The 23,576-nt window shown below is 71.3% G+C and carries 18 protein-coding genes; 7 read left to right on the top strand and 11 right to left on the bottom strand.

Annotation, left to right across the window (positions count from 1 at the left end):
• Positions 1–36: 36 nt before the first annotated feature.
• From ACIQNU_RS08750 to ACIQNU_RS08730, 5 genes are all read right to left on the bottom strand, one after another.
• Positions 37–1,095 (bottom strand): hydroxyacid dehydrogenase, encoded by a 1,059-nt coding sequence (locus tag ACIQNU_RS08750; RefSeq protein WP_401362902.1) that lies wholly within the window; start codon positions 1,093–1,095, stop codon positions 37–39.
• Positions 1,096–1,209: 114 nt separating this feature from the next.
• Entirely contained in the window at positions 1,210–4,242 is a 3,033-nt protein-coding gene (locus ACIQNU_RS08745; protein ID WP_401362900.1) for an alpha-mannosidase, read from the bottom strand.
• 93 nt (positions 4,243–4,335) lie between these two features.
• Positions 4,336–5,445 carry a Gfo/Idh/MocA family protein gene (locus ACIQNU_RS08740; RefSeq protein WP_401362897.1) on the bottom strand — a complete coding sequence of 370 codons (1,110 nt, stop codon included), beginning with the start codon at positions 5,443–5,445 and terminating at the stop codon, positions 4,336–4,338.
• A complete protein-coding gene (locus tag ACIQNU_RS08735; RefSeq protein ID WP_401362894.1) occupies positions 5,430–6,086 on the bottom strand; it encodes a ThuA domain-containing protein in 657 nt (218 codons plus the stop codon). The genes ACIQNU_RS08740 and ACIQNU_RS08735 overlap by 16 nt, the downstream gene beginning before the upstream one ends.
• 358 nt (positions 6,087–6,444) lie before the next feature.
• Entirely contained in the window at positions 6,445–8,271 is a 1,827-nt protein-coding gene (locus ACIQNU_RS08730; protein ID WP_401362891.1) for a right-handed parallel beta-helix repeat-containing protein, read from the bottom strand.
• Positions 8,272–8,707: 436 nt separating this feature from the next.
• Here ACIQNU_RS08730 and ACIQNU_RS08725 point away from each other — a divergent pair, with 436 nt between their 5' ends.
• Together ACIQNU_RS08725 and ACIQNU_RS08720 are read left to right on the top strand one after the other, a co-directional pair.
• Entirely contained in the window at positions 8,708–9,397 is a 690-nt protein-coding gene (locus ACIQNU_RS08725; RefSeq protein WP_401362888.1) for a hypothetical protein, read from the top strand.
• Between the two features lie 85 nt (positions 9,398–9,482).
• A complete protein-coding gene (locus tag ACIQNU_RS08720; RefSeq protein WP_401362885.1) occupies positions 9,483–10,226 on the top strand; it encodes a DUF1775 domain-containing protein in 744 nt (247 codons plus the stop codon).
• Between the two features lie 110 nt (positions 10,227–10,336).
• Here ACIQNU_RS08720 and ACIQNU_RS08715 read toward each other — a convergent pair whose 3' ends face one another.
• Positions 10,337–11,077 carry a TetR family transcriptional regulator gene (locus tag ACIQNU_RS08715; protein WP_401362882.1) on the bottom strand — a complete coding sequence of 247 codons (741 nt, stop codon included), beginning with the start codon at positions 11,075–11,077 and terminating at the stop codon, positions 10,337–10,339.
• A gap of 145 nt (positions 11,078–11,222) precedes the next feature.
• Between ACIQNU_RS08715 and ACIQNU_RS08710 the strand changes: the two genes are divergently transcribed.
• From ACIQNU_RS08710 to ACIQNU_RS08700, 3 genes are all read left to right on the top strand, one after another.
• Positions 11,223–12,374, top strand: coding sequence for an acyl-CoA dehydrogenase family protein (locus ACIQNU_RS08710; RefSeq protein WP_401362879.1), 1,152 nt, complete (start codon positions 11,223–11,225; stop codon positions 12,372–12,374).
• A 179-nt stretch (positions 12,375–12,553) separates the two neighbouring features.
• Entirely contained in the window at positions 12,554–15,802 is a 3,249-nt protein-coding gene (gene icmF, locus ACIQNU_RS08705) for a fused isobutyryl-CoA mutase/GTPase IcmF (protein ID WP_401362876.1), read from the top strand.
• Positions 15,803–16,003: 201 nt separating this feature from the next.
• Positions 16,004–16,795, top strand: a complete 792-nt coding sequence (locus tag ACIQNU_RS08700) for an NPP1 family protein (protein WP_401364196.1) — start codon at positions 16,004–16,006, stop codon at positions 16,793–16,795.
• On the opposite strand, the gene ACIQNU_RS08695 is transcribed toward ACIQNU_RS08700, so the two are convergent.
• The 3 genes from ACIQNU_RS08695 to ACIQNU_RS08685 all read right to left on the bottom strand — a co-directional run bounded on the left by ACIQNU_RS08695 (position 16,792) and on the right by ACIQNU_RS08685 (position 19,062).
• Complete coding sequence (locus ACIQNU_RS08695) at positions 16,792–17,079, bottom strand: hypothetical protein (RefSeq protein ID WP_401362873.1); 288 nt, start codon at positions 17,077–17,079, stop codon at positions 16,792–16,794. The genes ACIQNU_RS08700 and ACIQNU_RS08695 overlap by 4 nt on opposite strands.
• Positions 17,080–17,084: 5 nt before the next feature.
• A complete protein-coding gene (locus ACIQNU_RS08690) occupies positions 17,085–18,062 on the bottom strand; it encodes an aldo/keto reductase (protein WP_401362870.1) in 978 nt (325 codons plus the stop codon).
• Between the two features lie 109 nt (positions 18,063–18,171).
• Complete coding sequence (locus tag ACIQNU_RS08685) at positions 18,172–19,062, bottom strand: aldo/keto reductase (RefSeq protein WP_401362867.1); 891 nt, start codon at positions 19,060–19,062, stop codon at positions 18,172–18,174.
• Positions 19,063–19,254: 192 nt separating this feature from the next.
• Between ACIQNU_RS08685 and ACIQNU_RS08680 the strand changes: the two genes are divergently transcribed.
• Both ACIQNU_RS08680 and ACIQNU_RS08675 read left to right on the top strand, forming a co-directional pair.
• The gene (locus ACIQNU_RS08680; RefSeq protein WP_401362864.1) at positions 19,255–20,022 is read left to right on the top strand and encodes an SDR family NAD(P)-dependent oxidoreductase; all 768 of its coding nucleotides are present in this window, start codon (positions 19,255–19,257) and stop codon (positions 20,020–20,022) included.
• A 76-nt stretch (positions 20,023–20,098) separates the two neighbouring features.
• Positions 20,099–21,016 (top strand): RNA polymerase sigma-70 factor, encoded by a 918-nt coding sequence (locus tag ACIQNU_RS08675; RefSeq protein WP_401362861.1) that lies wholly within the window; start codon positions 20,099–20,101, stop codon positions 21,014–21,016.
• 36 nt (positions 21,017–21,052) lie between these two features.
• Here ACIQNU_RS08675 and ACIQNU_RS08670 read toward each other — a convergent pair whose 3' ends face one another.
• Entirely contained in the window at positions 21,053–21,847 is a 795-nt protein-coding gene (locus tag ACIQNU_RS08670; protein WP_401362858.1) for an SDR family NAD(P)-dependent oxidoreductase, read from the bottom strand.
• Between the two features lie 44 nt (positions 21,848–21,891).
• Positions 21,892–23,514: a SpoIIE family protein phosphatase gene (locus ACIQNU_RS08665; RefSeq protein WP_401362855.1), complete on the bottom strand. Its 1,623-nt coding sequence runs from the start codon at positions 23,512–23,514 to the stop codon at positions 21,892–21,894.
• Positions 23,515–23,576: the final 62 nt, after the last annotated feature.

Here is a 23,576-nt window from a genome sequence, read left to right as displayed (position 1 = left end):
TGTCCGTGTCCGTGCGGGTCTCCGCGCGCGCGGCCGTCAGGCCAGGCGCGGGAGTGCTTCGGGGGTGACTTCGCCGAGCAGCGGCTCGCCCGCCACCCACCGTCTGACCTCGGCGACGGCGTACTGCCCGAGGCGTCGTACCTCACTGCCCTGTGCGCCGGCCATGTGCGGGGTGACCAGCACGTTGGGCAGCGCGAGCAGGGGGTGGCCGGGTGGCAGGGGTTCGGGGTCCGTCACATCGAGGTACGCCTCAAGGCGGCCGGAGGAGCACGCGCGGATCAGCGCGTCGGTGTCGACGATCGCGCCCCGGGCGGTGTTGATCACCGCGCCGCCGTCGGGGATGAGGTCGAGCATCCCGGCGTCGAGCAGCCCGGTCGTCTCCGGCAGGAGCGGTGCGTGGACACTCACCACACGCGACTCGCGGCACAGCTCGGCGAGCGGGACCCGCCGTGCGCCGAGCCGCCGCGCCTCCTCGTCGGTCACATGGGGGTCGCTGAGGAGCACCCGGTACCCCGCGTCGGAGCGGGCCAGTTCGGCGATGACGCGCCGCCCGATGCGTGAGGCGCCGACGATGCCGACCGTGACGCCGTCGGCGCCGGCCCGGCTCTCGAAGGCCGGCCATCCCTCCGCGTAGCCCGCCGCATAACCCGCCGCCAGGGTCAGCGTGCGCCGTGCGGCGAGCGTGACGAGGGCGACGGTGTGCGAGACGACCGGGCCCGCGTTGGCGTCGGCCGCCGACGACACGACGATGCCGCGCTCCCACACCGCCTCGCTGACCAGCGACTTGACCGATCCGGCGGCGTGCACGACAGCACGCAGACGGGGGGCTCGGGCCAGGACGTCGGCCGTGAGGCGGGGGCAGCCCCAGCCGCTGACCAGGATCTCCGCGTCGGCGAGCGCGGCCGGGAACGCGTCCCCGTCGGAACCTTCCGCGCCGGGACCTTCCGCCTCGGGAGCGAGTACCGGGTCGGGGGCGAGCGTGACGAGCGCGGAGAGCCGTTCACGCAGCTCCTCGGGGAGTACGAGGTCGGCGACAACGGGGTTCATGACACAGACCGCCCTCGGTGGTGCGGGTCGTACGGTTCGGGCTGTCATGCCATGAGTCCTCTTTCGGTACGTGCTGATCGGTCGGCGCACCGGGACGGCGGTACGGGGAGGCGGTGCCCGGAGGCGGTGCGGGAGTGCCGCCGTCCCGGTGCGGCGCCGTCGTCAGGCGCGGGGCAGGCGCAGGGTCACGAGCTGGAACGGCCGCAGGGTGAGTACGACACCGCCGTCGGCCCGCGCCGGCGGCTCGGTGTCCGGGAGCGGGCGCTCCAGGAGATCGGTCAGGACGGCACGGTCGGCGGCGAAGCCGTCGACACGGACCGTGGCGCGGGCCCGGCCGCCGTGCGCCTCGTAGAGCCGGACGACCAGGTCGCCGCTGCGGTCGTCTGCGGCCTTCACCGCGCTCACCACCACGGCGTCGTCGTCCACGGTGACCAGCGGCGGGACCTCGGTGGCGGTCCCGGTGACCCGGCGCTCGGAGAGGTTGGCCCGGTAGCCCTCGCGGACCGCGTCGCCGATCGTCGCGCCCGGCACCAGCGCGTGATGGAACCGGTGCACACCCTGGTCGGTCTCCGGGTCCGGGTAGCGGGGCGCGCGCAGCAGTGACGCCCGTACCGTGGTCGTCACTCCCGCGTCGGCGCCGGTGCGTACCGAGCGGGTCACGTCGTGGCCGTAGGTCGCGTCATTGACGACGGCGACGCCCCAGCCGGGCTCGTCCACGTGCACGAAGCGGTGGTTGCACGCCTCGAACTTGGCCCACTCCCAGCTGGTGTTCTGATGGGTGGGACGGTGGACATGGCCGAACTGGGTCTCGGACGCGTACCGGTCGGCCTTCACATCCAGCGGGAACGCCAGTTTCAGGAAGCGTTCCGTCTCGTGCCAGTCCACCTCGGTGTCGATGTCGAGCCGCTTGGCGTCGAGCGGAACCGACAGGAGCTGCACGACCCGGGAGTCCCCAAAAACCCGCTCGACGCGTACCGAGGTGCCGTCGATCTCCAGCGCGGCGACCTCGGTGACATCGTTGCCGGTGTTGCGGTAGAAGGCGTCGACGTCCCACGCGTCCCACTGGTTGGGGAAGTCGGGGTGGAGCTGGAGGAGGTTGGCCGCCCGGCCCGGCGCGATCGCCTCCCGGTGCGCGAGGTGGTCGTAGGCGGAGACCACCAGACCGCGAGCGTCGATCTCGATCCGGAGCAGGCCGTTGTCCAGGACGTAGCCACCGTCGTCGCGCGGCACGGGAAGCACCGTCTCGCCCTGTGCGGAGCGGAGCGCGGCGCCTCCGGCCGGGACGCCGCCCCGGGTGTGCGGGGCCGAGTTGAACACCAGCTCGCTGCCGCCCGACGCGTCACCGGCCAGCGCACGCTGCGCGCCCGCGATGATGCCCTCCAGCTCCTCGGCGACGCGCGCATACGTCTCGCGCGCCTCCCGGTGCACCCAGGCGATGGACGAGCCGGGCAGGATGTCGTGGAACTGGTGCAGCAGCACCGTCTTCCAGATCCGGTCCAACTCCTCGTACGGATAAGGGAATGCCGTCCTCGCGGCAGCGGTCGCCGCCCACAGCTCGGCCTCCGTCAGCAGGGACTCGCCGCGCCGGTTGCCGCGTTTGGTCTGCGCCTGGCTGGTGAGGGTCGCACGGTGCAGTTCGAGGTACAGCTCGCCCACCCAGACGGGCGGGTCGGGGTATTCGGCCTCGGCCTTGGCGAAGAAGTCCGCGGGAGCCTCCCACGCGACGGTCGCGGCGCCCTCCAGGCTCCGCATCCGGGCCGCCTTGGCGACCATCTCGCGGGTGGTGCCGCCTCCGCCGTCGCCGTAGCCGGTCGGTGCGAGGGAGCGCGTCGCGGCGCCCTTCTCCTTGAAGTTGCGTGCCGCGTGCGCGATCTGACGTCCTGTCATCTCGCAGTTGTACGAGTCGACGGGCGGGAAGTGCGTGAAGATGCGGGTGCCGTCGATGCCCTCCCACTGGAAGGTGTGGTGCGGGAACTTGTTGGTGCGGCTCCACGAGATCTTCTGGGTCAGCAGCCGGGTCGACCCGGCCGCCCTGATGATCTGGGGCAGGCCCGCCGCGAAGCCGAAGGTGTCGGGCAGCCATGCCTCGTCGTTCTCGATGCCGAACTCTTCGAGGAAGAACCGCTTGCCGTGGACGAACTGGCGGGCCATCGCCTCGGACCCGGGCATGTTGGTGTCGGACTCGACCCACATCCCGCCGGTGGGGACGAACCTGCCGTCGGCGACGGCCTTCTTGACCCGCGCGTACACCTCGGGCCGGTGCTCCTTGATCCAGGCGAACTGCTGGGCCTGCGACATGGCGAAGACGAAGTCGGGTTCGTCTTCGAGGAGGGCCGTCATGTTGGACGCGGTACGGGCGACCTTGCGGACGGTCTCGCGCAGCGGCCACAGCCACGCGGAGTCGATGTGGGCGTGCCCGACGGCGCTGATGCGGTGGGCCGACGGCGAGGCGGGTGCGGCGAGCACACCGGCGAGCGCGTCCCGCGCTGCCTGCGCCGTGCCGTTCACGTCCTGGAGGTCCACGGCGTCCAGGGCTCGGCTCACCGCCCGCAGGATCTCCCAGCGGCGCGCCCCTTCCAGCGGCAGCTCCGCCATGAGTTCGCCGAGCACTTCCAGGTCCATGACCAGGTTCCACACGGTCTCGTCGAAGACGGCGAGCCGCATCTCGCCGAGGACGTACTGGGGTGCGTCGCCCGCGGTGTCCTTGTCGCCCATCTGTGTGGGCCGGAACGGCACACCGCTCGCGTCGAGGTCGGGGTTGGACGCGGCCTCGATGCGCCAGTGGACCTGTTCGCCGCCGGCCACCGGCGAGCCGACGCGGACGTACGAGTTGCGTGGGTGGATGCCCTTGACCGGGGTGCCGTCGGGCAGGTGGACAAGGCCTTCGCACTGGAAGCCCGGGGTGCGCGGGGTGAAACCGAGGTCGAGGACGGCCTCGACGGTACGGCCCGCCCAGTCGGCGGGGACGGTGCCGGTGACCTTGAACCAGCTGGTGCCCCACGGGGTGCCCCAGGGGGTGCCCGGGGCGATGGGGCGGACCGGCGCCGCCAGCCCTTCGGCGACGGGGACGGGTTCGTCCGGGGTGGACCAGATCTCCACGGTCAGCGGAGTGGTGACGGGGTGGACAGCCGGCCGGACGCGTTCCCTGAGAACGCGTTCCAGGCGGGCCTCGACCAGGTTCCGGTCGTCGTGCATGAAAGGGGTCTCCTGTTGGTACGAGCGTGCGGCTGGTACGAGGGGGCGGCGGGGGCGGATCGGGCCTGCCGGTCCGTCAGTGGGGCGAGTCCGTCACCGGGGCGGATCGGTGACCGGGGCGGGGCGCTCGCAGGTGCCGGCCACCGGGAGCGTGCGGCCCTGGTCCGCCGCGTCCATGAGCGTGAACATGGTGTCCAGGACATGGGCGGCGAGTTCGGCCGACGCACGGTGCGGGCGTCCGGTGTGCAGGGCGTCGGCCAGGTCGGCGAGGCCGATGCCGCGTCCGGCGGCGCGGTAGCCGGCGGACACGGGCAGGGTCTCCCAGCCGTCGCCGCGCTGGATCTCGACCGCGCCGTCGAAGCCGTTCGGGTCGGGCACGGACAGGGACGCTTCGGTGCCGTGCACCTCGATGCGGGGCAGCCGGGCGGCCCGTACGTCGAAGCTCATGATCAGCGTGGACAGGGCGCCGCCCGCGTGTTCCAGGACGCCGGTGATGTGGGTGTCGATCTCGACCGGGAAGGTGTGTCCGGCGCGGGGGCCGCTGCCGATCGTCCGCTCGGTGCGCGGCCGGGACGAGGCGCCGGTGACCTTGGTGACCGGGCCGAGGAGGTGGACCAGGGCCGAGAGGTAGTAGGGGCCCATGTCGAGCAGGGGGCCGCCGCCGGGCCGGTAGTAGAACTCCGGGTCCGGGTGCCATTTCTCGTGGCCCGCGCTGGTCATGAAGGCGGTGGCCGCGACGGGCCGGCCGATCAGGCCGTCGTCGACCGCCTTGCGGGCGGTCTGGGTGCCGGTGCCGAGGACGGTGTCGGGGGCGCAGCCGACCCGCAGTCCCGCCGCGCGGGCCGCCGCGAGGACGGCGTCCGCCTCCTTGCGGTCGGCCGCGAGGGGCTTCTCGCCGTACACGTGCTTGCCCGCGGCGAGCGCGGTCAGGGCGACGTCCGCGTGTGCGGCCGGGATGGTGAGGTTGAGGACGGCGTCCACGTCGTCCCTGGCGACCAGTGCGGCCACGGACGGCGCCACGGCGACCTCTCCCCCGTCGTGCGCCCGCACCCGGTCCGCGACGGCCCTCGCGCGGCCGGCGTCGAGGTCGGTGACGGCGGTCAGGCGGACGGACGTCAGATGCTCCAGCGTGTCGAGGTAGGCGCCGCTGATCTTTCCCGCGCCCACGATGCCGATGTTCAAGGGCTTCAGCGGCTCGCCCACAGCAGTCCCCTTTCGGTCAGTGTGCGGACCTCGGGCACGTCGAAGTCGTCGGGCTTGTGCCCGAGGGTCGAGACGAAGACCCGGCCCGCGCCCCACGTCCTGGTCCACACGGCGGGCATCACGGCGGGCCGGTCGCGCAGGTCGTCGGGCGGGAAGGTGGTGGTGGCCAGTACGTCGCTGTGCGGGTCGGTGAGGACCCAGTACTGCTCGGTGTGCACGGCGAAGTCGCCGAGGCCCGCGATCACGGGGTGGTCGGCGTGCTCGGGCAGCGGGTGCACGGTGTGGTCGTGGAAGCCCGGCGGGTGCATCACGAACTTTCCGCCGGTCAGCAGGTGGTAGCCGTGGTCGTGGAACGAGTCGACGATGCCGCCGTGCCAGCCGGCCAGGCCGGTGCCCGCGCGGACGGCTGCGGCGAGGTTGTCGCTCTGCTGCCGGGTGATCGTCCCCATCGTCCAGCACTGCACGATCAGGTCGGTGGCGGCCAGACGCTCCGCGTCCTCGTACACCGCGAGGTCGCCGGAGGTCTCGACGGCGAATCCCCGCTCCTTGAGGAACGGCACGAATCCGTCGCTGATGGTCACGGGCTGGTGCCCGTCCCAACCGCCGCGGACGACGAGGGCCCGCCGGATGTCGGTGGTCAAGGGAATTGCACGCTCCCATCGGCGCCGCACGGCTGGGTGCGGCGTTCGGGGTCGGTTGAAGTCGCCCAGCAGGCCGGGTCGGAGCGGTAGTTACCGCTGTTCGGGGCGGTGCGGGGGCGTGGTGCGTTGCGAACTTACGAACGGCCCCCCTAGTTTGTCAATACGTTTGATGAAGTCTGGAAAGGGCTTTCCCGTCACCCCGCCGACGCGGGGGCCGGGCGCCTGTGCGGGGGCTGTGAGCCGTCTGTCCGGCGGCTCCGCGCGGACAGCCGCGGTCGAGCCCGCGCCCCTTCGATCGGGAGCGCGGGCTCAACCTTGTGAGGGGGCCGGGATGGACCCGGCGCCAGGATGTGCGAGGTCAGCCGGTGATCGGGAAGGTGCCCGGTGAGTCGTTGCGGGTGGCGACCTGGCCCGGGAACAGGTTCTTCACCACATTGCCCGTGAAGGTTCCCTGCCCTGTGACCCCTGACGCGACCCAGATTCCTTGCTGGGCGGGGCCGTCGATCGTGTTGTTCCGCAGCGTCACGTTCACGCGGGTGCGGTCGATGTAGAGGCCCGCGCGGAGCGCTCCGCGCATGACGTTGTCGGTCAGGGTGACGTTCGTGTACGCGTCCGGGAACAGCGAGGCACTGTTCGGGGAGCTGATCCGCACCCCGTGCCGGACGCTGTTCCAGCCGCCACCGCCGATCAGGACGTTTCCGCTGATCGTGGCGGATTCCAGGGGGTGTCCGGTGTCACCGAACACACCGATGTCCAGCGCGCTGTTCGACGACACGCTGTTCACCAGGTTGTTCCTGACCTCGACACCCTGCCCGCCGGCGACCCGCAGGCCGTTGGCCCACCAGGGTGCGATGGCGGTGTTGTTCAGGATCTTCGCGCCGGTCACCTGTCCGTTGGTGCCGGCGGCACCGGCGTCGGAGTACGTCGCGTAGGAGTCGTCACCCGTGCCCCGGGCGAAGTTGTTCTGCACCGTGATGTTGTTGCCCAGCTTGTCCGGATTCTTCACGTTGCTGTTGTTGATGTTGAATCCGTCGCCGTAGCCGTCCGCCGTGCGGCTGTCCCGGATGACGCCATTGCTGCCCGACAGCCAGTTGGCGTCGGTGTGCCGTGTCCAGATCCGCTCCACGAGCCACCCGCCGGCGCCGCTGGCGTTGATGCCGTAGTCCGCGCCGCCGGGGCCGCCCACGTCGCGCCAGACGGCGTTGGAGTCGATCTGCAGATCCCGCAGCGTGGTGCCCGATCCCACCAGGGTCTGCGAGCGCCACGAGGTGGCCGGGAGCGGGACCTTGCGGTAGAGCGTCGTACGCCACATGCCCGCGCCCTCCACCGTCACACCGGTGAAGTCCAGCGGCTTCGACACGAGGCTGTTCGTCAGATACTTGCCCGGCGGGATCCACACCGACTTGCCCTGCTGCCTGGCGGCGTTCACGGCGTTCTGGATGGGGACCGTCGAGTCCTGCCCGAAGGCCGGATCCGCGCCGTAGTCGATGACGGAGAGTGAGCCCGCCGGCTGGGTCCGGGCGGCGCCGACGTTCTCCAGGTCGACGGAGTCGATGTCGTAGACGGCGGCTGTGTTGGCGGCGTCCTTGCGGAGCGTGATGGTGCTGCCCGCGGGGATGGGAGCGCCGGTGACCCAGATGGGGAACTCGTTGTAGAAGCGGTAGGCGGCCCCGCCGGCATGGGGGTCGTCCGGATTCGTCGTCGCGCCACGGTAGTTCCACGCCTGCTGCGAACTGAGCGTGATCGCCTGGCGGTAGGTGCCGTTCACGTACAGGTTCAGTGACGCCGTGATGCCGCCGCCGTTCGGTGCGTCGGGGATCGAGGCGCGCACGACCAGGGTGTTGGCGCTCCTTCCCGAACTGTTCGGCAGCGTCACCGAGTCTCCGGTGCTCTTCAGCTCGACCAGCGAGTAGCCCGATGCCTCGGTCTCCAGGGTGGCCACGGTCGGTGGCGGATCTCCCGCCTTGATCGAGCGGACGCGGGCACCGCCGCCGAGCGTCCCGGATTCGGCTTCGACCGTCGTGAAAGGCGTCATGGCACCGGCGGCGGCCACCACCTCGGCCTCGGTACGGACGCCGGTCTGCGCATGACCTTCGGCGGCCAGGAGAACCGTGAGCGAGCCGACGGCGACCGACGTGACGCCCCAGCGCCAGATCAAGGCGCGCCGGAGTCTGCTTCGGTGCATTCTTCACCTCATGTCGGGATGAGTGACAGGGGGAGCCGAACCGACATGAGCGCGCCGAGACGCACAGGGGTCTGTCGATTCGACGGAGCAATGTCCGGGCCTTCGGGGGTCGCTCCGGTCCTGCTCGCCGCCCGTGGCGGCAGGGGAAGGCCCAAGACAGCAGGCACCAGCCGGAGTTGGGACCCGGCGAGTAGTACTGCCTGACTGGACGCCCTGCGAACGTAGGAACCGTCACCCTGGTTTGTCAATACGTTGTACTTAATGGGCCGTTGGCATTCGGCAGTCGGTATTCCGCATTTCCCGGGACCGGTGGCGGGTGCCGGAGGATGATGAGCGATCACGCCCGGCGGTCGGGTGGCGGCGTGGGCGGGCGCGGGGTTCGGTGTCCGGTGCCCGGGGTCCGTGGTGCGTGGTCCGGGAGGGGACGGTGAGTCGCGTGGGCAGGTGGGTGCGGACGGGCGCGTTCGCCGTCGCCGGCAGCGTGCTCGCGGCCTTCGGGCATCACACGGTCGCCGAGGGCCCGGTGCCGTGGGCGCTCGTACTGGCCCTCGCCGTGGCCCAGTTCGCGGTGTTCTGGCCGGTGGCCCGGCGTCCGCGTCCGCTGCCGGTCGTCGTCCTGTGCACGCTCGCCGCCCAGGCCGCGGTGCACGGCGTACTGACGGTCGCGGGCGGGTCGCATCCACGCGCGGCGGCCTCACCGTACGTCGGCATGGGCGAGCACTCCGGCACCGCGCACTCCCACGGCGGTCACTCCGGCCTGGTCCCCGGCGACGGCCATCCATGGCATCACGCCGGATTCGCCATGACGGCGGCGCATCTGCTCGCCGCCGCCGCGGTGGCCTGGCTGCTGCACCGCGCGGACACCGCGCTGGCGTCGGCGCTGGACACGGCGCGGACGGCGAGGCGGGCGGCGGGGCGGGCGGCCGGTGCCGTACTGGCCAGAGTGCTGCCCCGCCTCGCCTTCCGGACCTCCCGCACGGGGACGCGAAGTCCGGTGCGCGGACCGCTCTTCGGGTACGCGGCTCTCCCCGCCCCGGCCGGGAGGGAGACCTTGGCCCACGCGGTGGTGCGCAGGGGCCCACCGCACGGTACGGGTGTCCGTCGCGCGGTCACGTCCCGCGTCTGAGGCACCCCCTCGGCCCTCCATCTCCCCTACCCGGGCGGCGACTTCGACGCGCCCGGTTCCTCCCCCACCAGCTAGGAGTACCCCTGTGCCCAGACACCACCTGACCCGCGCGACACGGCGTACCGGACTCGCGGGCGCCGTCGCGCTCGTGGCGACCCTCGCGCTGGCCGGTACGGCGTACGCGCATGTGGAAGTCACCGCCGACACCCCGCAGGCCCTGGCGGAGAACGTCACCCTCAGCTTCACCTCCGAGGCCGAGTCGGGCTCCGCGGGCTTCACCGAGGTACGGGTCGTCCTGCCGGAGGGCATCGCACCGGGCGACGTGTCACTCGACTCCGCCCCCAAGGGCTGGACGTTCAAGGCCACGGCCGACGGGTACGCGGTCGCGGGCCCGAAGCTCGCCGTCGGCACGGACGCCGTGCACAAGGTCACCGTGCGGCAGCTCCCGGACGCCGAGGAGCTGGCGTTCAAGGCCGTGGAGACCTACAGCGACGGCGAGGTGTCCCGCTGGATCGAGCTGCCCAGCGGCGGCAAGGAGCCGGAGCAGCCCGCCCCGCTCCTGAAGCTCAAGGCGGCGGCCCCCGGCGCCACTCCACTCGGCCCGAGCCCCACCGCGAGCGCGACGGCTCCCTCCACCCCGCCGCCGTCGTCCACTCCGTCACCGGAGGGCACGGCGTCACCGTCCGATGCGAAGAACACCGCCGACGACTCCGGTGACGGTTCGTCGTCGGGCCTGCTGATCGCGGGCGGGGTGGTCGCGGCGCTCGTCGTGGCCGGGGGCGGCTGGTGGTTCGCGCGGCGCCGGAGGACGCCGGGCGGGAACGGCTGAGCAGGGCTCTGCTCAGCGGCACACCCAGGGCACTCGGTACCCCCGCCCCCGGAACTCGGTTCCGGGGACGGGGCCTGGCCGGAGGCCGACACCAGGGAAGAGGCGCGGCCCTACGTCTCGCCGAGCGCCGCCTCCACGCCCTGGACGAGCCGCCACATCGGCACCCCGCGCCTGGCGAACACCACGACGACGTCGTCCGCCGGATCGCCGTCCGCGCCACCGCCCGCGCCGGGCGCCGCGCACAGGTCGCACCAGGCCTGGTGCACGTACTCCAACGCCTGGTCCACGTCCACGAGTACGTCCCCGCTCCCTCCGGAGCGCAGCCACGCGCGCAGGGCGTGGTTGTGGGCGGCCACGACCGACGCGGCGACGACGTCGGCGCGCAGGGTGCGGTCCGGCCTGACGGCGAAGCGGGCCCGCAGGAAGTCGGCGAGGACCCTCTCGTACCGCCGGACGACCGAGAGTTCGTGGGTGCGCAGCCCGGGGACCTGGCGGGTCAGCCCGTAACGCCGTACGGAGAACGCCGGGTTGTCGGCGTACATGCGTGCGACGAGGCGGGCCGCGTCGCACACCCGGTGCACGGGGTCGTCGTCGGGTGCGCCCGCGGCGAGGAAGGTGCTCATGTCGGCGAGGCAGCGTTCGTGGTCGGGGAAGACCACGGCCTCCTTCGAGGGGAAGTAGCGGAAGAAGGACCGGCGGCCCACCCCGGCGAGGGCCACGATGTCGTCGATCGTCGTCTGCTCGAAGCCGCGCTCCACGAACAGCTCCAGCGCCGCCGCGACGAGCGCGTCCCGCATCGCCGGCTTCGTCCGGCCGCCGTTCGGGGGCCGTTGCCGTGTCTCACCGCTCATGCGTCGGATCACCGCTCATGCGTCGGAACCTCACACTGGTCTGGGCCACTCCCTGATGAAACCTTATGGGGGCACTCAGTACCCTACTCTTCCGACACTAAGTGTCATACGATCGTCGTGTCACCCTCTCGACAAAGGCTGCCCCATGTCTCATGACTTCGATCTGTACCGCCCGGCGGAGGAGCACGACATGCTCCGGGACTCGGTGCGTGCGCTGGCCGAGGCGAAGATCGCGCCGTTCGCCGCCGCCGTGGACGAGGAGGCGCGGTTCCCGCAGGAGGCACTGGACGCGCTGGTCGCGGCCGATCTGCACGCGGTCCATGTGCCGGAGGAGTTCGGCGGCGCCGGGGCCGACGCGCTGGCCACGGTGATCGTGATCGAGGAGGTCGCGCGGGTGTGCGCGTCGTCGTCGCTGATCCCGGCGGTCAACAAGCTCGGCTCGCTGCCGGTGATCCTGTCGGGTTCGCCGGAGCTGAAGAAGAAGTTCCTCACTCCGCTGGCCAAGGGCGAGGCGATGTTCTCGTACTGCCTCTCCGAGCCGGACGCCGGGTCGGACGCGGCGGGCATGAAGACGAAGGCGGTCCGCGACGGCGACCACTACGTCCTCGACGGCGTCAAGCGGTGGATCACCAACGCCGGGGTGTCGCAGTACTACACGGTGATGGCCGTCACCGACCCGGAGAAGCGGTCGAAGGGGATCTCCGCGTTCGTCGTGGACAAGGACGATGCGGGGGTGTCGTTCGGGGCGCCGGAGAAGAAACTCGGCATCAAGGGCTCACCGACCCGCGAGGTCTATCTCGACCAGGTCCGGATCCCCGCCGACCGCATGATCGGCGCCGAGGGCACCGGCTTCGCCACCGCGATGAAGACCCTCGACCACACCCGTATCACCATCGCCGCCCAGGCCCTCGGTATCGCCCAGGGCGCCCTGGACTACGCCCGCGGCTATGTCCAGGAGCGCAAGCAGTTCGGCCGCCCGATCGCCGACTTCCAGGGCGTCCAGTTCATGCTCGCCGACATGGCCATGAAGCTGGAGGCCGCCCGCCAGCTCACCTACGCGGCTGCCGCCAAGTCCCAGCGCCTCGACTCCGACCTCACCTTCTTCGGCGCCGCCGCCAAGTGCTACGCGTCCGACGCCGCGATGGACATCACCACCGACGCCGTCCAACTCCTCGGCGGCTACGGCTACACCCGCGACTATCCCGTCGAACGCATGATGCGCGACGCCAAGATCACCCAGATCTACGAAGGCACCAACCAGGTCCAGCGCATCGTCATGGCCCGCAACCTGCCATAACGCGCCTGCCGCCCACCCACCTGTCGCCACCCGACCGACCCCGACGCGACCTCCCGCAGCACCGCGCCGGAGGCGGGCAGCTCTCCCCGAGCCCGCCCCCGGCGCCACATCCTCCGTACTCTCCCGTACTCTGAACCCGTCCCATTACTAGGACGTCCTACTAAATCTTGGAGGGCACCGTGCCCGTCGGGACCGCCGCCTCGCAGCTCCACCGGCCGGACCACCCCGTCCGATTCGTCACCGCGTCCAGCCTCTTCGACGGTCACGACGCCTCGATCAACATCATGCGGCGCATCCTCCAGTCCCAGGGCGCGGAGGTGATCCACCTCGGGCACAACCGGTCCGTGAGCGAGGTGGTCGACGCCGCGCTGGAGGAGGACGTCCAGGGCGTGGCGGTCAGCTCGTACCAGGGCGGGCACGTCGAGTACTTCGAGTATCTGGTCGAGCTGCTGCGGGAGCGGGGCGCCGGGCACGTCAAGGTGTTCGGCGGGGGCGGCGGGGTCATCGTGCCGGAGGAGATAGCACGGCTGTCCCGGGCCGGCGTCCACATCTTCTCGCCCGAGGACGGGCAGCACCTCGGTCTGGCCGGCATGATCAACACGCTGATCAAGGACTGTGACATCAGCCTGTGGGAGTCCGGTCCCGCCGATGTCACCCAGGTACTGGCCGGGGAGCGCGCGGGTCTGGCGCGGCTGGTGACCGGCCTGGAGCAGGGCAGCGTTCCGGACGCCGAGCTGCGGGTCCTGAGGGATGCGGCGGCGCAGCGCCGGGTGCCGGTACTCGGGATCACCGGGACGGGCGGTTCGGGCAAGTCCTCGCTCACCGACGAGCTGGTCCGCCGGCTGCGCACCGACCAGGGCGACAAGCTGCGCGTCGCGGTCCTCGCGGTGGACCCGACGCGGCGGCGCGGCGGTGGCGCGCTGCTCGGCGACCGGATCCGGATGAACTCCCTGGACGGGGACCGGGTGTTCTTCCGGTCGCTGGCCACGCGCGGCAGCAGCGAACTCCCGGACGGACTGGCGGACGCGATCACGGCGTGCAAGGCCGCGGGGTACGACCTGGTGGTCATCGAGACGCCCGGGATCGGCCAGGGCGACGCGGCGATCGTGCCGTTCGCGGATGTGTCGCTGTATGTGATGACGCCGGAGTTCGGCGCGGCCACCCAGCTGGAGAAGATCGACATGCTCGACTTCGCCGATGTCGTCGCCATCAACAAGTTCGAGCGGCGCGGCGCCCAGGACGCGTTGCGCGACGTGGGGCGCCAACTCGTCCGCAACCGGGAGGCGTTCGGGTCGTCGCCGCAGGACATGCCGGTCTTCGGGACGAGCGCCGCCACGTTCAACGACGACGGGGTGACCGCGCTCTACCAGCATCTGCGCGGTCTGCTCACCGAGCGCGGAATGCCCGTGCAGCCGGGGGCACTGGTACCCGTCACGACGCGGCACTCCAGTGGCGCCGCGCAGATCGTTCCGCCGCAGCGGGGCCGCTATCTCGCCGAGATCGCGGAGACGGTCCGCGGCTATCACGCCGACACGGCGGTGCAGAGCGAGCAGGCGCGACGGGCGCAGCGGCTGGCCGCGGTCCACGAGGAGGTGACGGCGGCCGGAGCCACCACGACCGTGCTCGACGGGTTGCTCGCGGGCGCGCGCGACGACCTCCCACCGCAGGCGCGGCGCCTTCTCGACGAGTGGCCGGAGACCGTACGGGCTTACTCCGGCGACGAGTTGGTGGTCACCGTACGGGAGCGGGAGCTGCGGACGGCGCTGCGCCGCGAGTCGCTGTCCGGCACCCGGATCCCCCGCGTGGCGCTGCCCCGGTTCACCGATCACGGGGAGCTGCTGCGGTTCCTGCGCGCCGAGAACCTGCCGGGCCGTTTCCCGTTCACGGCGGGTGTCTTCCCGTTCAAGCGCGAGGGCGAGGACCCGGCCCGGATGTTCGCGGGCGAGGGCGATCCCCGGCGCACCAATCAGCGGTTCCACTATCTGTCCAGGGACGGTGAGGCGACGCGCCTGTCCACCGCGTTCGACTCGGTCACGCTGTACGGCCGCGACCCCGATCCGCGACCCGACATCTACGGCAAGGTCGGCACCAGCGGGGTGTCCGTCGCGACGCTTGAGGACATGAAGGACCTCTACGCGGGCTTCGACCTGGTGGCCCCCACCACCTCCGTGTCGATGACGATCAACGGTCCGGCGCCGACGATCCTCGCGTTCTTCCTCAACACCGCCATCGACCAGAGGCTCGACGCGTTCACCGCCGAGCACGGCCGGGCGCCCGAACCCGAAGAGGCGGCAGGGGTACGGGAGTTGGTGCTGCGGACGGTTCGGGGAACGGTGCAGGCGGACATCCTCAAGGAGGACCAGGGCCAGAACACCTGCCTGTTCTCGACCGAGTTCAGCCTGCGGATGATGGCGGACATCCAGGAGTGGTTCATCGCCCAGGGCGTCCGTAACTTCTACTCCGTGTCCATATCGGGCTACCACATCGCCGAGGCCGGGGCGAACCCCATCAGCCAGCTCGCGTTCACCCTCTCCAACGGCTTCACCTACGTCGAGACCTATCTCGCGCGCGGTATGACGGTGGACGCCTTCGCTCCGAACCTGTCGTTCTTCTTCTCCAACGGCATGGACCCCGAGTACTCGGTCCTGGGGCGGGTCGCGCGGCGGATCTGGGCGGTCGCCATGCGGGACCGGTACGGCGCGGACGAGCGCAGCCAGAAGCTCAAGTACCACGTGCAGACCTCGGGCCGTTCCCTGCACGCGCAGGAGATGGACTTCAACGACATCCGCACCACGCTCCAGGCCCTCATCGCCCTCTACGACAACTGCAACAGCCTCCACACGAACGCGTACGACGAGGCCGTGACCACGCCTTCCGAGGACTCGGTGCGCAGGGCGCTGGCCATCCAGCTGATCATCAACCGGGAGTGGGGCCTCGCGATGAACGAGAACCCGCTCCAGGGCGCGTTCGTCATCGACGAACTCACGGATCTGGTCGAGGAGGCCGTCCTCAAGGAGTTCGACCGGATCAGCGAACGCGGCGGTGTGCTCGGCGCGATGGAGACCGGCTATCAGCGCGGGCGCATCCAGGACGAGTCGATGCTGTACGAGCAGCGCAAGCACGACGGGACGCTGCCGATCATCGGCGTCAACACCTTCCGTAACCCGCACGCCGACACCGCCGCTCCGGCGACCGTCGAACTCGCCCGCGCCACCGAGGACGAGAAGCGCTCGCAGCTCACCCGGGTGCACGACTTCCAGCAGCGGCACCGGGAGGCGGCCGAGTCGGCGCTCGTGGCGCTGAAGGAGGCGGCGGTGCGCGGCGAGAACGTCTTCGCCGTACTGATGGACGCGGCCCGGGTGTGCTCGTTGCAGCAGATCACCGAGGCGTTCTTCGAGGTCGGGGGAGAGTACCGGCGCAACGTCTGAGCGTGCTCCGGACGGCCGGGGAACCAAGTATTGGGCCGGGCTTCACAAAGGTGACGCCCGGCCCCTCTTGGCGTGCGCATGGAAAACCGGGATGCTGAACTCCGCTTCTTGGGCTCCGCATTGCCGGGCTCCGCACTCCTGAACTCCGTATACCCCCCACCGCTGTTCGGGCCCGCGCGCCGGGCCGTCGAGGAGGACACCGTGCACGGAAAGCCGTCATCGAGGTTCCTGAGGTCACGGCGGTTGCGGAAGGTGTCGCTGACCGGCGCGGTCACCGCCGCCCTGGTTCTCGCCTTCCCGTCGACCGCCTTCGCCGCCCCGCCCCAGGCGCTGCCCGGCAACGCCAACGGACTGGAGCAGACCTTCCAGCCCGCGTACGACTACGACAAGGACGGCTGCTATTCGAGCCCGGCCATCGGCCCCGACGGGACCATCGCGCCGGGCCTGGGCATGGGCGGTGACGTCAACGGCCAGTGCCGCGACCTGTCCGACCTGAACAACACCAACGGCTACTCGCGCGAGAAGTGCAACAACGGCTGGTGCGCGATCATGTACGCCCTCTACTTCGAGAAGGACCAGGTCTCCCTCGGTCCGGGCAGCGCGGGGCACCGGCACGACTGGGAGCACGTCGTGGTCTGGGTGCAGAACAACCAGGTCGAGTACGTCTCCACGTCCAACCACGGCAGCTTCACGGTCCACAACAAGTCGCAGATCCGGTTCGACGGGACCCACCCGAAGATCGTGTACCACAAGGACGGGATCAGCACCCACTGCTTCCGGGCCGCGAACTCCAACGACGACCCGCCGGAGAACCACAAGGGGACGTGGCAGTTCCCCACGCTCGTCGGCTGGGAGGGGTATCCCCCGGGTCTGCGGGACAAGTTGAGCCAGGCGAACTTCGGCAGCGCTCTCCTCGGCATCAAGGACGGCCAGTTCAACGGCCATCTCGCCAAGGCCAAGCCGTCCGGCATCCCGTTCGACCCGAACGCCTAGAGCCCTTCGGAAGTTCCGGTTCGGGCCCGCCCGGCGCGCGACGCGACCGCACCCCGCAGTCGCACCGCCGCCGCGGCGGCCTCGGCGGCCGAGGGTGCGAGAACCCCGTTCTCGGCCATCAGCGCGTGGAACTGCTGCTGTTCGTAGGGGACTCCGGGCGGCAGCGCGGCGATGTGCCAGTGCAGATGGGAGTTTCCCCGCTTGCTGCCGAGGGAGTACAGATACGTCCGCTCGGTCGGGTACGCGTCCTCGACCGCGAGGGCGACCTCGCGGACGACCCTCATCCGGCTCAGCGGGTCCGGATGCCGGAGATCTCGTGCGGTCGGTACGGCTCCTCCAGGCGGGCGACCTCGTCCTCGTCGAGGGTGAGGTCGAGCGAGGCGACGGCGTCCGCGAGGTGTTCGGGGCGGGTCGCGCCGACGATCGGCGAGTCCACGGCCGGCCGACCCGACAGCCAGGCGAGGGCGACCTGCGCCGCCGACACACCGCGCTCGGCGGCCACGTCGGCGACCCGCTCCACGATGAGCCGGTCCTCGGGGTGGTACAGGGTCTTGCCGTACTCGTCCGTCCCGGAGCGCTCCGTACGGGCGTCCCACGGACGGGTCAGCCGCCCGCGCGCGAGCGGGCTCCACGGGATGACCCCGACCCCCTGGTCCGCGCAGAACGGCAGCATCTCGCGCTCCTCCTCGCGGTACAGGAGGTTGTAGTGGTTCTGCATCGACACGAACCGTGTCCAGCCGTGCAGATCCGCCGTGTACTGCGCCTTCGCGAACTGCCAGGCGGCCATGGACGAGGCGCCGATGTAGCGGGACTTGCCCGCCTTCACCACGTCGTGCAGCGCCTCAAGGGTCTCCTCGATGGGGGTGTCGTGGTCCCAGCGGTGGATCTGGTAGAGGTCCACGTAGTCCGTGCCCAGCCGGGTCAGGCTGTGGTCGATCTCGCTCAGGATCGCCTTGCGCGACAGCCCGGCGCCATTCGGACCCGGACGCATCCGGTTGTTGACCTTGGTGGCGATGACGACCTCGTCGCGCGACGCGAAGTCCTTCAGCGCCCGCCCGACGATCTCCTCGCTCGACCCGTCCGAGTACACATTGGCCGTGTCGAAGGTGGTGATGCCGGCCTCCAGGGCCTGCTTGACGATCGCCCGGCTCGCCTCCTCGCCCAGGGTCCACGTATGGGCGCCCCGGTCCGGATCGCCGAAGCTCATACAGCCCACGGTCAGCGCGGAGATCTCCAGACCGGTGCCGCCGAGCCTCACGTATTTCATGCGTGTCTCCCCTGGATCCCGCGGACGGACTTTCCCGATCTTCCCCCGGACCCTCTCTTCCGTCCAGAACATCCGAATCATCCGACGACAGGGCCGTGCCGCGTTCGGGTCACCCGGCGTCCGGGGAGGCCACGGCCGCCGTCAGGGCGGCGAACTCCTCGTCGGACAGCGTGACGAGCGCGGCTGCGGTGTTCTCCTCGACGTGGGCGACGCTGGACGTGCCGGGGATCGGCAGCATCACCGGGGAGCGGTGCAGCAGCCAGGCGAGAGCGAGTTGGGACGGGGTCACGCCGTGGTCCGCCGCCGCCTTGTCCAACGGCCCTCCGGGACGAGCCAGTTCACCGGTCGCCACCGGGAACCAGGGGATGAAGCCGATCGCGTGCGACTCCGCGTACTCCAGCACGTCCTCGGCGCTGCGGTCGGCGAGGTTGTACAGGTTCTGGACGGAGACGATCTCCGCGAGGTCCCGCGCCCGCCCCAGGTCGGCGACGCTCACCTCGGAGAGTCCGATATGGCGGATCTTGCCCTCCTGCCGGAGGCTGACCAACTCGCCGAGCTGGTCGGCGAGGGGCACCGCGGGGTCGATGCGGTGCAGCTGGAAGAGGTCGATGCGGTCGACGCCGAGGTGACGGAGGCTCAGTTCGGCCTGCTGGCGGAGGTATTCGGGGCGGCCGATGGGGTGCCACTCCCCCGGGCCCGTACGGGCCAGCCCGGCCTTGGTCGCGATGGTCAGATCGGACGGGTACGGATGCAGCGCCTCCTTGATCAGCAGTTCGGCGGTGAACGGGCCGTAGGAGTCGGCGGTGTCGATGAGGTTGACCCCGAGGTCCACGGCCCGGCGCAGTACACGCACGGCCTCGGCGGGGTCCTTCGGGCTGCCCCAGACGCCGGGGCCGGTGAGCTGCATGCTGCCGTAACCGAGCCGGTTGACGACGAGGTCACCGCCGATGGCGAAGGTGCCGGAAGCGTCGGCGGGGCGGGGTGTGGTCGGAGCGCTCATGATCGTCCTCCGTGGCGAAGAAACACCGGGTGTACGGGTCCTCCTACCAGTCTCACCCTCACCCCGGGCGTCAGCGAGAGGTGGCCGGACGTCGCTGATTTCCGTCCGCATGTCAGAGTCGGCCGGGCTGTCTCGTCTCAGGTGGTGACGACGGGTTCCGAGGGGAACCCACCTCACGGCAAGGAGCCGCTAATGAGCGAGCAGACCGCACGGCGGAAGGTCGCGCTGGTCACCGGGGCGAACAAGGGCATCGGCAGGGGGATCGCCGAACAGCTCGCCGCGCTGGGCATGACGGTCGTGATCGGCGCGAGGGACCCTCGGCGGGGCGAGGAGGCCGCCGCGGCGGTGCGCGCGGCCGGCGGCGACGCACACGCGGTCACCCTGGACGTCACTGACCGGGCCACGGTCCGCGAGACCGCGCGGCAGATCGAGGACCGCTTCGGCCGTCTCGACGTACTGGTCAACAACGCCGGCATCACCGGCTCCGGGCAGGTCTCGCCCGAGGACGCCCACGACCAGGTCCCCAGCACCGTCGACCTGGACATGGTCCGGGCGGTGTTCGAGACCAACGTCTTCGGGGTGATCGCGGTGACCAACGCGATGCTGCCGCTGCTGCGGCGGTCACCGGCGCCCCGCGTCGTGAACGTCAGCAGCCACGCCGCGTCGCTGACGCTCACCAGCGATCCGGACGGCCCCTTCACGGCGCTGCTGCCGTCGGCCGCGTACACGCCGTCCAAGACCGCGCTGTCCGCGCTGACCGTGCAGTACGCCAACGAGCTGCGGAAGGACGGCATCCTCGTCAACGCGGTCGCCCCCGGCTTCGTGGACACGGACAGCAACAATCACACGGGGTTCCTCACGGTCGCGCAGGGCGCCGCCATCGCGGTGCGCCTGGCCACACTGGGCGGGGACGGGCAGACGGCCGGATTCTTCAGTGCGGAGGGACCGGTGCCTTGGTGACGGGGTGCCTCGGTGACGAGGTGCTGATGACGTTTCACTGACAGTGATCTACGGCGGGGACCCACGAGGAGCGGGCGTGACGAAGACCGAAGAGTTCGAGGAGCTGCGACCACTGCTGTTCTCGATCGCGTACCGGATCCTCGGCAGTGTGAGCGAGGCCGAGGACGCGGTCCAGGAGACCTGGCTGCGCTACCGGACCACGTCCGCCCGGCCCGGGTCGGCCAAGGCGTTCCTGTCGACCGTGGTCACCCGGATCGCGATCGACGTACTGCGGTCGGCCCGCGTCCGGCGGGAGGAGTACGCCGGGCCGTGGCTCCCCGAACCGCTGCTGACCGATCCGTACGAGGACCCGGCGCGGTCGGCCGAGCTGGTGGACTCGCTGTCGACGGCGGCCCTGCTCCTGCTGGAACGGCTCACGCCGCTGGAGCGCGCGGTCTTCGTGCTGCGGGACGTGTTCGCCTTCGGCTTCCCGGAGATCGCGTCGGCCGTGGGGCGGTCGGAGGCGGCGTGCCACCAGCTCGCGGTGCGGGCGCGCCGGCACATGGACGCGGGGCGGCCCCGGTTCGAGGCGGGCCGGAAGGAGCGCGACAGGCTCGCCGAGCGGTTCTTCGACGCCTTCCGGGAAGGGAACGTCGACGGGCTCGCCGAGCTGCTGGCCGCCGACATCCACATGGTCGGCGACAGCGGCGGCAAGGCGCCGAACGTCCAGCCCGTCGTCCTCGGTGCCGAGAACGTGGCCCGGGTGCTCGCGGTGTTCGCGCCGCTGGTCGCCAGGGGTGGCGGTGTGATGGAGCCCGTGCAGGTGAACGGCCGGCCGGGCGCGGTCTTCCGCGACCGGGACGGCCGGGTCCTCAGCACCTGGGCGCTCGACGTGGCCGACGGGCGGGTCCGGACGATCCACACGGTGAACAACCCCGACAAGCTCGGGCACCTGGGCCCGGTGGCGGACGCCTGGACGGTCCTCCGCGAGGCCCAGCGGGCACCCCGGGACTGACCTCGCCCTGGTCTTCCGCACCAGGGTCAAGGTTCCTCAAGGCAGGATCGAGTCGACGTAGCCGCCGTCGACGCGTACGGCGCCTCCCGTCGTCGCGGACGCCTGGTCCGAGCTGAGGTAGACGACGAGATTCGCGATCTCGTCGGGTTCGATCAGCCGCTGCAACAGCGACTGCGGCCGGTACTCCCGCATGAACGCGCGCTGCGCCTCGTCCCACGGCATCGCGTCGCCCACCAGTTGGTGGACGAAGTCCTCGACACCGGCCGTGTGCGTGGGGCCGGCGATCACCGAGTTCACGGTGACACCCGTACCGGCGGCCTCCTTCGCGAAGCCCCGGCCGACCGCGAGGAGCGCCGTCTTGGACATGCCGTAGTGGATCATCTCGACGGGAGTCACGAGGGCGGAGTCGCTGGCGATGTACTGGACGCGGCCCCAGCCGCGCTCCATCATCCCGGGCAGATAGGCGCGGGTGAGGCGGACCGCCGCCAGGACGTTGATCTCGAAGTAGCGCCGCCATTCGTCGTCGCTGATCTCCAGTGGCGGCCGGGCGCCGAAGATGCCGAGGTTGTTGATCAGGATCTCGACGCCGGGCAGCAGCTCCACCGCACGGGCCGCGCCCTCCTCCGTACCGAGGTCCGCCGCGACGGGGACCCACTCCGCGCCCGGCGCCTCCACCTCCAGCCGCGCCACCGCCTCCTCGACGCGGGAGGCGTCCCGCCCGTTGACGCCGACCCGGGCGCCCGCCCGTGCGAGCCCGGTGGCGATGGCGGCGCCGATGCCCTGGGTGGATCCGGAGACGAGGGCGGTGCGTCCTTCAAGGTTCAGTTGCATCGGCGGGCTCCGCATCTGTGCCGGTTCGCCGGGGCTTCCGGCGCTCAGGTCGGCAGGGACTGCTCTGTCCAGACGATCTTCCCGGATGAGGTGTAGCGCGTGCCCTGGTGCTGGGTCAGCCGGGTGACGATCGACAGACCTCGGCCCCCTTCGTCCGTCGCCTGCGGCCTGCGCCGGTGCGGGCCCGAACCGCTGCTGTCCGAAACCTCGCAGATCAGCGTCCGGGCGTCCCGTACGAGACGGAGTCCGATGGGTCCTGTGGAGTAGCGCAGCGCGTTCGTGACGAGTTCGCTCACCACCAGGGTGGTGCTGTCCACGAGATCGTCGAGTGCCCAGGCCGCCAGTCGCCCGGCGGCCCAGGCTCGGGCGTCGGAGACGGCTGCGGGGTCGGGCGGCAGGGTCAGGGTGGCCACGTCGTCGGCGGGCAGGGCGCGGGTGCGGGCCAGGAGGAGGGTCCTCCGGTCACCGCAGCGCAGGATCAGGAGGCTTCCGGCGGGTGCGGAGAACTCGGTGTTCTCGTACGGCTCGCCCATTTCTCCCGGCTCGCCCAGTTCACCCAGTTCACCCGTTCCGCTCGGATCGCCGGGCTCCATGGGCTCGGGTTCGCTCGGCTCGGCGCCCAAGGGGGGATGCGCGGCGAGGCCGGGGACGCTGACGCCGCCGTCGGGGTGGGCGACCAGCAGGGTCGGACCGCCTGCCCGCGCGGAGACGCAGCGCTGGGTGGCGGGGTCGTAGATCACGTAGAGGCAGCTCGCGCCCGACCGCGGCCCGGAGAGGCGGGTCACCACGTCGTCCAGGTGTGCGAGGAGTTCGTCTGGCGGCAGGTCGAGCGCAGCGAGGGTGGTGACCGCGGCTCTCAGCCGGTTCATGGCGACGGCGGCGTGCGCCCCGTCGCCGTCGGCCGTGCCCACCACCAGGGCGACCCGTGCGCCGGCCAGCGGCAGGACGTCGTACCACTGCCCGTCGGCGGCGCCGGCCGGAAGGCGCCCGTGGGCGGCTTCGAGCGCGCTGACCGCCGGGAACTCGTCGGGCATGGAGCGGCGCAGGTGCCGTACGAGAGCGTCCTCCTCGATACGGCGGACCCCGCCGACTCCACGGACCCGGCGGACCCGGCAGATTCGGCGGCGCACGGTCTCCAGGCAGCGCGCCGCGTCGTCCGCGAGACGGGCGGCTTCCTGGAGGTCGGTCTCGTCGAAGGGGCTCGATCCGGACCGCCGGTACAGGACGAACAGCCCGAGCACCACGCCCCCGGCCATCAGCGGGAGGACGAGAACGGAGTGCGCGCCCACCGCGCGCATGCGCCGCGCCCGCCGGGGATCGCGGGCGAGCCATCCGGCGTCGTGGTTCAGGTCGCGGATCAGGCGGGGGCGCAGATCGGACAGGGCGTGGTGGTACGGGGTCGCGGGCGGGGCCGGGCTGACCTCGCCGACGGCGTAGGCGCCCCGTACGTCCGGCCCCCGTCGGCTCAGGAAGGCGGCGCGCCGGAGCGCGGTGGTCGCGTCGACCGGCCCGGGTGGCGGCGCGCCGCCCTGGAGCAGGAGGTCGACCACGTCTACGGAGGTGGCGTCGGCCAGCCGTGGCACGGCCGCGTCGGCGAGCTTCCGGGCAGCGCGGAACAGGGTCCGCGAGGAGGCGTCCGTCGCGGGTGCGAGGGTGGTGGAGGTCATGGGCTGTGTCCTGGGTGAGGGGCGAGGAACTGCACCCCTTCGAGGCTCCCGCGCGGGGCGCG

It is taken from the genome of Streptomyces sp. NPDC091292 (assembly GCF_044757265.1).
Lineage (GTDB): Bacteria > Actinomycetota > Actinomycetes > Streptomycetales > Streptomycetaceae > Streptomyces.
Note: the sequence above shows the minus strand (reverse complement) of the source record. Positions and strands in the feature narration are given on the sequence as shown.

Excerpts from the sequence above, each read along its gene's own strand:
- ACIQNU_RS08750 (WP_401362902.1), bottom strand. The coding sequence starts at position 1,095 with ATGACAGCCCGAACCGTACGACCCGCACCACCGAGGGCGGTCTGTGTC.
- ACIQNU_RS08745 (WP_401362900.1), bottom strand. The coding sequence starts at position 4,242 with ATGCACGACGACCGGAACCTGGTCGAGGCCCGCCTGGAACGCGTTCTC.
- ACIQNU_RS08730 (WP_401362891.1), bottom strand. The coding sequence starts at position 8,271 with ATGCACCGAAGCAGACTCCGGCGCGCCTTGATCTGGCGCTGGGGCGTC.
- ACIQNU_RS08715 (WP_401362882.1), bottom strand. The coding sequence starts at position 11,077 with ATGAGCGGTGAGACACGGCAACGGCCCCCGAACGGCGGCCGGACGAAG.
- ACIQNU_RS08710 (WP_401362879.1), top strand. The coding sequence starts at position 11,223 with ATGTCTCATGACTTCGATCTGTACCGCCCGGCGGAGGAGCACGACATG.
- ACIQNU_RS08695 (WP_401362873.1), bottom strand. The coding sequence starts at position 17,079 with ATGAGGGTCGTCCGCGAGGTCGCCCTCGCGGTCGAGGACGCGTACCCG.
- ACIQNU_RS08690 (WP_401362870.1), bottom strand. The coding sequence starts at position 18,062 with ATGAAATACGTGAGGCTCGGCGGCACCGGTCTGGAGATCTCCGCGCTG.
- ACIQNU_RS08685 (WP_401362867.1), bottom strand. The coding sequence starts at position 19,062 with ATGAGCGCTCCGACCACACCCCGCCCCGCCGACGCTTCCGGCACCTTC.
- ACIQNU_RS08680 (WP_401362864.1), top strand. The coding sequence starts at position 19,255 with ATGAGCGAGCAGACCGCACGGCGGAAGGTCGCGCTGGTCACCGGGGCG.
- ACIQNU_RS08670 (WP_401362858.1), bottom strand. The coding sequence starts at position 21,847 with ATGCAACTGAACCTTGAAGGACGCACCGCCCTCGTCTCCGGATCCACC.
- ACIQNU_RS08665 (WP_401362855.1), bottom strand. The coding sequence starts at position 23,514 with ATGACCTCCACCACCCTCGCACCCGCGACGGACGCCTCCTCGCGGACC.